Origin of the sequence: Methylobacterium sp. 391_Methyba4 (assembly GCF_029691625.1) — a bacterium.
Classification (GTDB): Bacteria; Pseudomonadota; Alphaproteobacteria; order Rhizobiales; family Beijerinckiaceae; genus Methylobacterium; species Methylobacterium fujisawaense.
On the sequence record NZ_CP121475.1, the window covers coordinates 4,874,366 to 4,885,567 of the forward strand.

Sequence of the window (11,202 nt, forward strand, 5' to 3'; positions counted from 1 at the left end):
GCCCCGAAGGCGCCTTCCGGAGGTCGCGCGATCTCCGGAAGGCGCCTGCGAGGCGGCTCCGCCGCCCCCCAGGATGAGGGTGCGGCAGGGCGAACCCGCCTCCCTAGCCCAGCGCCTGCGCCACCGCCTTGCCGCAGGCCTGCGTGTCGGCGTTGCCGCCGAGGTCGCGGGTGCGCAGGGTCCGCTCGGACAGCACCCGTTCGATCCCGCTGACGATCTCCCGGGCGGCTTCGTGCTCGCCGAGATGCTCCAGCATCATCGCCCCCGACCAGATCTGACCGATCGGGTTGGCGATCCCCTGGCCGGCGATGTCCGGCGCCGAGCCGTGGACCGGCTCGAACACGGACGGATGCACCCGCTCCGGGTTGATGTTGCCCGACGGCGCGATGCCGATCGTGCCCGTGCAGGCGGGCCCCAGATCCGACAGGATGTCGCCGAACAGGTTGGAGGCCACCACCACGTCGAACCGGTCCGGGTTCAGGACGAAATGCGCGGTCAGGATGTCGATGTGGTACTGGTCCCACCGGACGTCCGGATAGGACTCGGCCACCGCCTTCACCCGCTCGTCCCAGTACGGCATGGTGATCGAGATGCCGTTCGACTTCGTGGCCGAGGTCAGGTGCTTCTTCGGGCGCTTCTGGGCCAGCTCGAAGGCGAATTTCAGGATCCGATCGGTCCCGTGACGGGTCATGATCGTCTCCTGCAGGGCGAATTCCCGGTCGGTGCCGGCGAACATCCGGCCGCCCGCGTTCGAGTACTCGCCCTCGGTGTTCTCGCGGACCACCCAGAAGTCGATATCGCCGGGCTTGCGGTCGGCGAGCGGGCACTTCACCCCCGGCATCAGCCGCACCGGGCGCAGGTTGGCGTACTGGTCGAATTCCCGCCGGAACAGGATCAGGGAGCCCCAGAGCGAGATGTGGTCCGGCACGCGCTCGGGCATGCCGACGGCGCCGAAATAGATCGCGTCGTGGGTCTCGATCTGCGCCTTCCAATCCTCCGGCATCATCCGGCCGTGCTGCTCGTAGTAGTCGCAGCTCGCGAAATCGAACCAGTCGAGCTGGAGCGAGAAGCCGTGGCGCTTGGCCGCCTGCTCCAGCACGCGCACGCCCTCCGGCACCACCTCCTTTCCGATACCGTCGCCGGGAATGACGGCGATGCGGTAGCGGCGGGACGGGCTGTTCGGGTGGCCGGGTTTTTCTGGACCGGGTTTTTCTTGGCCGGGTTTTTCTTGGCCGGGCATGTGTCCTCCACGCATGTCGGAGATCGGGCTTTTGCGGAGCCCGGGTCGGAGATGTCAGGGTGATTGTTGCACCCGGGCGTGCGGTCAACACGCCGGCCTGACAATCAGTCGGTTTCGCCCGCCATCGCCCGGCGCTGGCGGTCGAGTTCCTCGCTGTAGCGCTTCAGCGTGTGGCTCTCGGTGAGCAGGCCCAGCACCTTCCGGCTCTCGGCACTCTCGACGACTGCGAGCGCCTCGCTCTCCGTGCGGTCGAAGGCGGCGGCGGCGTCCTTGGCGTTCATGCCCGGCGTGAGGAAATCGTCCCCATGGAGGAGCAGGTCGGCGAGCACGGGCTGCGCGTCGGCGCCGGAATCCCGGGACGCCGCGTGCGCCTCGGGCACGTTCACGATGCCGGCATAGCGCCCGCCCCCGTCCACGGCGATCACCCGGGAGGGCGAGCCGAGGGGATGGGCACGCAGGAAGGTGGGCAGCGGCGTATCCACCGCCACGGTCCCGGGATTGCGGCGCATCAGCCGGCCGACGGTGAGCGAGCGGATCCAGCCGACATCGTGGGGGCTGCGGATGCTCTCGCCGCGCAGGTGGAAGCGCCAGGTGGCGAAGGAGTAGCCGAAAGTCTTGCGCACGGTGAGCGAGGACGCGATCACCGCCGCCAGCACGACGCCGGTGATCGGCAGGCTGCCGGTGACCTCCAGCGCCAGGAACGTCATGGTCAGCGGACCGCCGATGATCGCGACGGCCAGGGCGCTCATGCCGATCACCGCGTAGGCCAGGGGCGTGAGGCCGAAATCCGCGAGCGGCGGCACCAGCACGGGGGCGAGGGCGGCGAACAGCTTGCCGGCGATGGCGCCCAGGAACAGGGACGCGAAGAACAGACCGCCCCGGAACCCCGAGCCGATCGAGATCGCCGACGCCACCGCCTTGGCGGCGAACAGCCCGGCCAGGGCGGCGATGCCGTGTCCCTGCCCTTCGGCGGCGAAGTGCATGTGCAGGGCGCCGTGACCGCCCGAGAGCACCTGCGGCGTCGCCAGCAGCGCCAGCGCGCCGACGCACAGCCCCCCGAAGGCGGGCGCCGCCACCCGCGGGACGCCCGAGGCCTGGACGAGGCGCTCGACCAGGGTGACCCCGCGCATGATCAGGATGCCGAGGCCCGCACAGACCAGCCCGAGGGCGAGGCTCGGCAGGATCTCCAAGCTGGTGACGTGCGAGGTCGTGACCGCCTGCATGTCCCCGAGATCGACGAGCGGCTGGGCCTCGATCAGCGACCGGGAGATCAGGTTGCCGCACAGGGCCGCGACGATCACGGGCGTCAGGGTGGCGATGGAGTAGGTGCCGATGATCAGCTCGAAGGCGTAGAAGGCGCCGGCGAGCGGCGCGCCGAAGCCGGCCGCGATGGCCCCGGCCGCACCGCAGCCCACCAGGGTGCGCAGGTCGCTGCGCCGCACCTCGAAGGCGATGCCGAGCCGCGAGGCGAGGCCGGAGGCGATCTGTGTGTAGCCGGCTTCGAGCCCCACCGAGGCGCCGGACCCGTTCGAGATGACGTTCTGGAGTGCGAGGTAGAGGCTGTCGCGCAGGGACATCCGGCCGCCATGCAGGGCGTTCGCCTCGATCGGGTCGATGGCGGGACGCTTGCGCGGGCCGCGGACGTAGTTGGCGGCGACGATGAGCAGGCCGAGCACGCCGCCGCCCAGGCAGGGGCCCACGAGGAGGAGCACCGGCGACACGGCATCGACGGCGCTGAGGCGCGCCCCCGCGGGCAGCTGGTAAAGCCCCTCGCGCAGGGTCTGGGTGATCCAGGTCATGGCTGAGACCGCCACGCCGGCGACGCAGCCCACCAGGGTCGCCAGGGCGACGAGGCCGCCCTCGCTCCGGCGAACGAGGCTGCGCAGCCGTCCGGGGGCCTGGATGAGGCCGATCCCGGCCCAACGGCGACGGGTCCGCCGGCTCGGCCGCACGGCCGACCGGGCCGGGACATCGGCCGATCCCTCGCCGGGCGCCCTGCCCCCGCCGGCGCCCGCTGGCTGTCGCGCGCTCACGGTCCGCCTCTTCGCCTCCGGTCGGTTCGACTGGCGGGGTCGACGCCTCGACTCCGCCGTCGCAGTTACAGCCGGGGTCGATCCCGTTGCAAACGGGCGCGTGCCGCAGGGGCGCTGCCGGCCCGGCGCGGGGGAGCCGGACGGCGCTATCCACGGAGTCGAAATCCCGTGCACACATCGCCTTGAAAACTGCCGCGGCCCACGATACACCCCGCGCCAGTGCCGCCGTAGCTCAGTTGGTTAGAGCACCAGATTGTGGATCTGGGGGTCCCCCGTTCGAGCCGGGGCGGTGGTACCAAGGACTTAGCTGGTTTCAGACAGCTCGAAGATGGACCAGGGGTAACGCTGAGGGTAACAGCGACCCCTGGCTTGTCTTTGCCGAGGTGCGGGTGCCGCCTTAGGCATTCTCCAGATCGCGATCGTTGCCGCGCAACCACACCACCCGAGACGTGTGACCCTCGGGCGCGCCGAGGCTTGGCTCCGCGTCGCCGCCCCCTTCGAGATCTGGATCGCCGTCCATCTCATCGAGGGCAGCCACGAGGTGGTCGACGGCGTCGAGGGCCAGCGCGAGCGCGCCCTCGATGCGAGTGCGCGTGTCGGGGATGATCGACCGCTGACGGCGGCGAAACGGGATGACGTTGCTCATCTCTCAAAGTCTCGTACGCAAGGCTTCAGCGGCAGTGGCGAGCAGTTCGGCCGCGCCGTCGCGGCGGGCGGTCTCGGCGACGTCGCCGAGGCGATCGATGCAGCGGTCCATGAGGGCCGTGCATAGGCCGAGCTGCCAGTGCGCCAGGCGACCGGAGGCGTTGGGCACCTCAGTGCCGTCCGGAGCGATCTCGATGCTGCAGGGGCGGCAGGTCATCGCGACACAGACCTCGGCGAGGACCGAAGCTGTATCGTGCAACTCCACAAGCTCGGGAACGGACAGCGCGTCGAGATCGACCGCGGCCGCCACGGCACCTGGTGTCGGCATCACCGCCGGGGGCTTCGGTTTAGCGCGGCGGTCCACGTTGTGGCGCAGCGCGGCCGCGCGCTGGCGCAGACCGGCGGGCTGGTAGGGGCGTGCTGGCTTCATAGGTGCCTCCTCAAGCCATCGGGATGAAGCCGTAGGCGAAGACGCCACCGGCGATAATGAGCGAGGCCGTCAGCAGCTCGCCGGCGACGTCCAACCAGCGCGGCGCGCGGACGTGGGCGGTGTCCGGCCGCGTGGCGCGGATGACCGGGCCACGGACGAGCATGTCCGGGTCGAGCAGGGCGTCAGCTCTGGTCGGCGGAGGGGTGATGAGCCGGCGCTTTGCCGGGCGCGGGGCGAGCGGGGGCGTTGCCATGACCGGTGTGCTCCGGGGCTTCAGGCTTCGGGATGATGCGAGAAGATCGGCTCGCTGAGCCGAACGCCTGCGTCAGAAATGGCGCTATGCGTTATGGCTACCGATATTCGTTACGAGTGGCTGTGTCAAACGATTTTCGTTATGCTGGTAGCCTATCGTTAGACGGAGCCCGCAGTGACACCAGCGCAGTGCAGAGCGGCCAGAGGGCTGGTGGATTGGTCTCAGGCCGCTCTGGCGGAGGCGGCATCAGTTGGATTGAGCACAGTTCGCAACTTCGAGGCGGGGCGTTCCGTGCCGATGCAGAACAACCTGCTTGCGATAGCGCGAGCCCTCGAAGCGGCCGGCGTCATCTTCATCAAGGAGAACGGCGAGGGGCCCGGCGTCAGGCTCCGCAAGACCGACGCGGGCGAGCACCGGAGCCCGGCATGACGAAGCTGCCTCCCCAGGCCCGCGGCCAGCTATCGACGCCGACGGCACGGGACGCAGCCCGCCAGAAACAGGCGGAGCAGGCCCAGCAGGAGCTTGAGGCCGAGAAGCGAGAGCTGGAAGAGCGTACGGCCGAGCTGCGGGCGAAGCGTCTGGCGCGAGATTGACGACAGGCTCGCCTCTCGGAAGAGGAGTCGAGGGCGGGCCGTCAGGTAGGCTGCCGCCCGGCCGCCGCCGCCTCGACAATCATCCGATGCATGGCGGCATCTTGCTTCGCCCGCATCAGGATGATGCGAGCCGCGGTTCGGGCCCTTTCGGCGCGGATCCGCCCCCTCGGCTTTCCGTCCCGCAACGCCCGCGTTGCCATGTTGCGGAACCAGTGCGCGTCGGCGATTGCGACCGCGCAGCGCTCGGCGAGCGTGCTGTACTCGGCTGGATCCTGGCTCCTGGTCGGCATGACGAAGCCTTCTGCAGGGTGCGATCGGACAGGGCCTGCAACGGCTATACCAGCGGCCGCCAGCGTCATATTCATCGACGAGAACGGCGAGGGGTCGGGCGTCCGGCTTCGTAGGACCGATCCAGGCGAGCACCGGAGGCGAGCATGACGAAGCTGCCCCTCGGCATCACACCGCGAGGGCTGAGCCGCGAGCAGGCCGCGGAATACTGCGGCTGCGATTCGGTCGCCGCCTTCGACGACTGGGTCCGGCGGGGGATCGTGCCGAGGGCGATGCGCGGCACAACCCGCTGGGACCGCAAGGCGATCGACCGCGCGCTTGATCGCCACTCCGGATTGCTGTCCGATCCTGAACGATCGTTCGAGGAGTGGGCCGCAGCGCATGCGAGTTAGGCTGAAGGGCATCAACACGGTCCGGCGGCCGCTCGCTGACGGGACGGTCCGGACCGAGGGGGCTTGAAGCCTCAGCCGCTCTTCGGCTTGCGGACGGGTCGCGAGCGCTCCTTTGAGGCTGCGATGGCCCGGGCGACGCGTTCCGCCTCCGTCGGCTCATTGCCGAGGTGCCGCCTCGACGAAGCGATTACCCGAGCGGCCCTCTCCTCGGGAGTTCCTCCGTCCGACCCCTGCTGCGAAGCGGCGGCGGCGGCGGCGCGGGCGTAGCGTTCGGCCGCGGCTCGATCCTGAAGCGTGGGCTGCCCGGATGCCTCGATCCCCCGTACTGCGCGCTCCTCTGGGCTCGGATCCTCGACCGACCATCTCGGGCTCTCTGAGGCCCGCAGGATCGCGTCCACGGTCGCCCAGCGCCAGCGGACGCAGCTGGGCGAGATGCGTATAGGCGGCGGCAGGAGACCCCGTCGGACGTAATCGTCCACGGTGCTCTCGCTGATCATCAGCTCGGCGGCGAGTGCGCGGCGCGTGAGGTAGGAGGCGGTCGGCATGCCGAGCGTTCTAGGGTGGATGCTCCGGCGGCAAGCCTTTGTCGCGGCCTGAGGTCAAGCGCCCGGACAGGCAGCGGGTGTTCCACGGAACACCGCCGTTTGGCGCCGGCGTCATCTTCATCGACGAGAACGGCGAGGGGCCCGGGGTGCGGCTGCGGAAGGGTACGACGGCGGCCGCCTGAGCGCTATCGCGGTCGCAGAGAAATGCTGGTGGCGATGCTGCCGCACGTGGAACGAACAACCGCGCCCGGCTTTCCCTGTCACCTTACAACGCGTGACACCGTGGGTTAAGGCAGGCATAGTTTTTCAGCCGGATTCGACCTCCGGCTCAGCTACAGAGGTGCGCAGCGATGACCGAGCTAAGGACCGATCCGGCCGTGCTCTCCGCCTTGCGCCGGGTGACGAGGCGCAATCCTTCGCCGGAGCAGATTGAGCAGCAGCGCCTTTCGTTCGTCATGGGTGTCTTGCCGGAGAGCAACGACATGACGCGTGAGGAAGTGCGCGAAGTTCTCGATAGGCAGCGCGGAGAGGTTCGCGGGTCGGATGATCGTATTTGAACTAACTGGGCGTGAAGACCATTCGGTCTATCGCGCCCTTGAGGCCGAAAACGGAAATCGTCAGTACGATTTTCTTCGCTCTATCGTCCGCGCTTGTCTGGACCTAAACAGGCCGTTTCTGTCGCAACAAGTAATTAAAGCGCTAAACTATCACGCCATCACGTGCCTGCACATCGATGCCGGCGCATACCGACCCTGCGACGTCGAAGTGGGACAATACCGGCCCCCGGCATTCTTTCGAGTGCCGGCGCTTATGGACGATTTTGTTAACAGCGTGAACCGAGCTTGGAACACCACCGACGATGTGGCGCTGGCTACATACGTTCTGTGGCGTCTCAATAACATTCACCCCTTTATTAACGGGAATGGACGAACAGCTCGGGCCGCTTGTTATTTCGTTCTCTGTCTCAAGGCGGGCGGATGGCCTGACGGCAGCCCAATTTTGCCCGAGCTGATCAAGCGGGAACGATCGGCATATTGCGACGCACTTCAACGCGCGCATGATACCTTCGCCGCGACAGGCAATCCGGACCTAGGCCCCCTGCACCAAATCGTGACCGATCTCGTGGCAGAGCAAGCGAGATCAGCTGGGGGGCCGACCAATGGAACGTCGGGGGGCTCCACCGATCCTTCGACCGCGGCGCCTCCCGGCCCTCCGATCGCGACAGGCGCCCCTTAGTCGCGCCCGCCGCTTCGTCCATGGACCGGCGCCGTCCACACAATCCCCGCGCCTCACAGGCTGGTCGATGAGACTCACCGGCGGCGGTTGAGTTATAAGCTTCAGGGTGTGCGTGCTACGAGTTGGGCCTTAACCATGAGTGACAGGAGCGAGCGCTCTGGTTTTCTCCCGGAAGATGACAGCATGTCGAATGTCGTAGATGTCCGGAAGACTGGCGTACTTCCTTTCCAGCTCTTGGAGCAGATGGTTCGGTCGCGCGCAATCGCAAGCACAACTGAGATCGAGCTCGACCAGATTCAGCCTGCGAGCTTAGATCTGCGCCTCGGGCGCAGGGCATATCGCGTGCGAGCGAGCTTCCTCGCAGGGCCCAACGCGACGGTTATGGAGAAGGTTGAGAAACTCGACGGCCTTCCAGCAATCGACATCACGGCTGGTGCCGTTCTAGAGCGCGGCGCGATATACGTTGTCGAGCTGATGGAGTTTCTCTCTCTGCCGCACGATATCTATGGCGTGGCGAATCCGAAAAGCTCGACTGGCCGCCTAGATATCCTGACGAGACTTATCACTGATCGAGGCGTTTCTTTCGACCGCGTAGATTACGGATACAAGGGACCGCTCTTTATCGAGATAGCTCCTCTAAGCTTCAGCATTGTCGTGAAGCCCGGCATCAGACTGAATCAGCTTCGCCTTCAAAGGGGCGAAGGGCCGCTGCTTCTGCCACAGAAGGAAACCAGCCGCCTGTACGAAGCCGGGCAGCTGACAAAGGTTTTAGACGACCGGCTTCCGCTGCGTGAGGATAACCTTGTTCCTGTAACAATTGATCTGGAAGGCGCTCATCGCGGGGCAACCATAGGCTACAAAGCACGCCGCAACGCCAACAAGATCCATCTTGATCGAATTGGCGAGTACGATCCCCGCGATTTTTGGCAGAAGCTAGTCAGCACGGACGGTTCTCTGAATCTGGAAGAGGGAGATTTCTACATTCTCGCTACTCGGGAGGATGTTGGCGTCCCGCCACAGGTCGCTGCGGAGATGGTCCCCTACGACAATCGGTCAGGGGAGTTCCGTGTACATTATGCGGGGTTCTTCGACCCTGGGTTTGGGTGGACACAGGGCCAGGGTGCGGAAGGCAGCAAGGCCGTTCTAGAAGTGCGTTCTCACGGCGTATCTTTCACTCTGGAGCACGGCCAAATTATCGGATGGTTGCGCTATGCCCCTATCGCCAACGGGCACACCACCAAGATTTACGGACGCGACGTGAAGTCGAACTATCAAGGCCAGGGCCTTAAACTCGCGAAGCAGTTTAAGCCTTGGCCAACGGATGCAAGCCAGCCAGATCTGGAAACGCGGCCGCCGCCTTTCGACTTTTCGCCATTTGCCTGAGAATAGTCAAAACGTCTGAGGCTGCTGCTAACGTGTGAGTGGCAAACCTTACCCCAGCACTCCAATCGCCTCGGCTTTGTTTTGTCCAGGGTCGGCAGACTGCACCCTACATCTAGAGCTGAAAAAATCTGAGATATCGAAATTGATTACTATCCCTTCGATTTCTTTGTTTGCTCTCGTCTCATAGTCGCTGGGTCTAAAACTTGAGGATGGTCCTCATCGCCGGACCCAAGGAGCTGCTCTCTGACGGTCATCATCATCGCGTACAGGGCGTGGAAAGCTCGGTAATAGTTCCTTATTTGTTCGACATTCCAGCAGTATTCGGAAGCGGTCGCTCGACGCGGAAATCCCCCCTTTCGGGGATTGTACATGCATGGCACCAAGTAGATACCTCGATCAGGGCCTGCCCCGTGATTGTAATGTATGTTGGCTGGCTGGCCATGTGCTATTTTATTTCTTATCTCGGAGGCTTTGCTGCACAATTTGAGCCAGCCAAGTACGGCTTCGCAGTGTGCCTCGTCTTCGATAAATGTCCTTGCAGCCTCTTTGCAGAGATCTAGCTTGACGCCGAAAGATGACGTCGATGCAATGATGCGGAGCATCGAAGTTTGGGTTTCGGAATTACCATTGCATAATGCATTAAATAAGAGCATCATTTCATCTTGAAGCTTCTCAAAGGAGCCGCATACTCGGCCTACCTCAAGATGAATTGGGTCGCTGAACGCACTCCCCCCGCCAACGAATGGCTGAGGGTCTAATGCTGCTGATATTTCTAAGAATGTCGGCGGCACTGAGAATATTTTATGGCCTTCGGCTTCGGATGATCCCGTCATGCGTAGTATTCTCGTAATTCGAGTTCGCCGAATCAATAAGAGGCCTCGGATTAGATAGTCTGCGACCGGCACGATATTCTCCAACGGCGCCGGCCGAGCGATCACCCACTAAATCCATGATCCGGTAGGAAGTGGCACCGGTAATAGCAATCTTACAGCGGTTCCGCGCCACGAATAGCCCTACGGCCGCACCGGCGGCCACACAGGCCACGTGCGCGATCGAGGGCGACATCTCGCGCAAGGGCGACAAGATCTACCACCTGCCCGGGACCCGGGACTACGACCGGACCGTCATCACCCCGAGCTCCGGCGAGCGCATGTTCTGCAGCGAGGAAGAGGCGAAGGCGGCTGGCTGGCGAGCTGCGCGCGGCTGACCAGATCCCCAGCTACCGTCGAGCGCTACGCGGCCAAGCGCTCGACGTTATGACGGAACCGATCCCACTCTTTCATTTGATGACGCGACTCTGGCGCCCGCCGAAGTGCCACGTAGACCCAGCTCTTCCGAAAAGTGAAGCTGCCCGCCTGAAACCACATCTCGCCGAAATCGACTTTCTCACCTGTATTCAAACGGCCCTCAGGATTTCCAGCAATCTCGATGTCATATGCGCTCTTGAGGCCGCTCGCGAAAACACTGTTCGGACTGTATAGTGAGACAATGAAGGGGTCGATGGACTTTGGCGTCCCTGCTGCGTCGTAAGCCTGCATCAACACTTTATAAATGTCGAGCGAGCCGATACGATCCACGAGCGACGTGACCATGGCAAGCTGGAGTTCCCTGCGCTCCTGGTGGAACGCCCATAGCAGACCTTCCGGCTTGAGCCCGAGGTGCTGCAAGGCGGCGAGATAGTCGCGGCCCGCTTCTCGGCGCTCTGCGCTCAATGGCTCCTGAGCCATTCCACCAATCCTTCAGGTCCGAAAACGGCCTCGTACATGGCCCTGGCTTCGGCCCGCGCCAACCGGTCCAGAGTGTACGCGTGATCGCGATCCCAACCAAATACCGTCATAAGAGCGGCCCTGGTGTTCGGCGGCATGGCTGTCCGATCAAGCCCGGTCAGATCGAAAAGCGCCCGAAGATCGTGCGTATGGAGATCTTTCCGCTCGGCTTTAGTCGGCCAGTCGCCGTTGAATTGACGACGATGGATATAGCCCTTGAGAGCATACTCGGCCGCTTCGCCGGAGCGATGCCACGTCTCAATGAAGGCACGACGATTGCCGAGCATGGCCTTGGCGGCGGCGCGCTTCTCCTCGACGCGCCGTGCCCAAGAATCGACGGTAATGGTGGTCTCGCGCCGCGCCAAACTGGTCCCCGCCTGCTCGCATAAGGGCGAGAA

At 64.7% G+C, this 11,202-nt stretch carries 15 protein-coding genes and 1 tRNA gene; 6 read left to right on the forward strand and 10 right to left on the reverse strand.

Going from position 1 to position 11,202, the window contains the following annotated elements; genetic code table 11:
* Positions 1-103: 103 nt before the first annotated feature.
* Both P9K36_RS22925 and P9K36_RS22930 read right to left on the reverse strand, forming a co-directional pair.
* Entirely contained in the window at positions 104-1,240 is a 1,137-nt protein-coding gene (locus tag P9K36_RS22925; protein WP_278306051.1) for a tartrate dehydrogenase, read from the reverse strand.
* A gap of 104 nt (positions 1,241-1,344) precedes the next feature.
* Entirely contained in the window at positions 1,345-3,273 is a 1,929-nt protein-coding gene (locus P9K36_RS22930) for a chloride channel protein (protein WP_244539026.1), read from the reverse strand.
* Positions 3,274-3,494: 221 nt separating this feature from the next.
* Here P9K36_RS22930 and P9K36_RS22935 point away from each other — a divergent pair.
* A tRNA-His gene (locus P9K36_RS22935) sits at positions 3,495-3,571 on the forward strand.
* Positions 3,572-3,670: 99 nt separating this feature from the next.
* Here P9K36_RS22935 and P9K36_RS22940 read toward each other — a convergent pair.
* Genes P9K36_RS22940 through P9K36_RS22950 form a run of 3 tightly spaced genes read right to left on the reverse strand, consistent with a single transcriptional unit; the run spans position 3,671 to position 4,601 of the window.
* Entirely contained in the window at positions 3,671-3,919 is a 249-nt protein-coding gene (locus P9K36_RS22940) for a hypothetical protein (RefSeq protein ID WP_278306052.1), read from the reverse strand.
* A 3-nt stretch (positions 3,920-3,922) separates the two neighbouring features.
* On the reverse strand, positions 3,923-4,348 hold the full coding sequence (locus P9K36_RS22945) for a hypothetical protein (RefSeq protein ID WP_278306053.1): 426 nt from the start codon (positions 4,346-4,348) through the stop codon (positions 3,923-3,925).
* 10 nt (positions 4,349-4,358) lie between these two features.
* On the reverse strand, positions 4,359-4,601 hold the full coding sequence (locus tag P9K36_RS22950) for a hypothetical protein (protein WP_278306054.1): 243 nt from the start codon (positions 4,599-4,601) through the stop codon (positions 4,359-4,361).
* 210 nt (positions 4,602-4,811) lie between these two features.
* Between P9K36_RS22950 and P9K36_RS22955 the strand changes: the two genes are divergently transcribed.
* The gene (locus P9K36_RS22955) at positions 4,812-5,030 is read left to right on the forward strand and encodes a helix-turn-helix transcriptional regulator (protein ID WP_347568059.1); all 219 of its coding nucleotides are present in this window, start codon (positions 4,812-4,814) and stop codon (positions 5,028-5,030) included.
* Complete coding sequence (locus P9K36_RS22960) at positions 5,027-5,194, forward strand: hypothetical protein (protein WP_278306056.1); 168 nt, start codon at positions 5,027-5,029, stop codon at positions 5,192-5,194. The genes P9K36_RS22955 and P9K36_RS22960 overlap by 4 nt, the downstream gene beginning before the upstream one ends.
* A 41-nt stretch (positions 5,195-5,235) precedes the next feature.
* Here P9K36_RS22960 and P9K36_RS22965 read toward each other — a convergent pair whose 3' ends face one another.
* Complete coding sequence (locus P9K36_RS22965) at positions 5,236-5,559, reverse strand: hypothetical protein (protein ID WP_278306057.1); 324 nt, start codon at positions 5,557-5,559, stop codon at positions 5,236-5,238.
* Between the two features lie 69 nt (positions 5,560-5,628).
* Here P9K36_RS22965 and P9K36_RS22970 point away from each other — a divergent pair, with 69 nt between their 5' ends.
* Positions 5,629-5,874, forward strand: a complete 246-nt coding sequence (locus P9K36_RS22970) for a hypothetical protein (RefSeq protein WP_278306058.1) — start codon at positions 5,629-5,631, stop codon at positions 5,872-5,874.
* Between the two features lie 71 nt (positions 5,875-5,945).
* Here the strand turns inward: P9K36_RS22970 and P9K36_RS22975 are convergent, their stop codons facing one another.
* Complete coding sequence (locus tag P9K36_RS22975) at positions 5,946-6,419, reverse strand: hypothetical protein (RefSeq protein WP_278306059.1); 474 nt, start codon at positions 6,417-6,419, stop codon at positions 5,946-5,948.
* Between the two features lie 350 nt (positions 6,420-6,769).
* Between P9K36_RS22975 and P9K36_RS22980 the strand changes: the two genes are divergently transcribed.
* Positions 6,770-6,976 carry a hypothetical protein gene (locus tag P9K36_RS22980; RefSeq protein ID WP_278306060.1) on the forward strand — a complete coding sequence of 69 codons (207 nt, stop codon included), beginning with the start codon at positions 6,770-6,772 and terminating at the stop codon, positions 6,974-6,976.
* Between the two features lie 862 nt (positions 6,977-7,838).
* On the forward strand, positions 7,839-9,038 hold the full coding sequence (locus P9K36_RS22985) for a 2'-deoxycytidine 5'-triphosphate deaminase (RefSeq protein ID WP_278306061.1): 1,200 nt from the start codon (positions 7,839-7,841) through the stop codon (positions 9,036-9,038).
* A 149-nt stretch (positions 9,039-9,187) separates the two neighbouring features.
* Here P9K36_RS22985 and P9K36_RS22990 read toward each other — a convergent pair whose 3' ends face one another.
* From P9K36_RS22990 to P9K36_RS23000, 3 genes are all read right to left on the reverse strand, one after another.
* Positions 9,188-9,871, reverse strand: coding sequence for a hypothetical protein (locus P9K36_RS22990; protein ID WP_278306062.1), 684 nt, complete (start codon positions 9,869-9,871; stop codon positions 9,188-9,190).
* Positions 9,872-10,270: 399 nt separating this feature from the next.
* On the reverse strand, positions 10,271-10,765 hold the full coding sequence (locus tag P9K36_RS22995; RefSeq protein ID WP_278306063.1) for a hypothetical protein: 495 nt from the start codon (positions 10,763-10,765) through the stop codon (positions 10,271-10,273).
* Positions 10,747-11,169: a hypothetical protein gene (locus tag P9K36_RS23000; RefSeq protein ID WP_278306064.1), complete on the reverse strand. Its 423-nt coding sequence runs from the start codon at positions 11,167-11,169 to the stop codon at positions 10,747-10,749. Before P9K36_RS23000 ends, P9K36_RS22995 begins: the two co-directional genes overlap by 19 nt.
* Positions 11,170-11,202 lie beyond the last annotated feature (33 nt).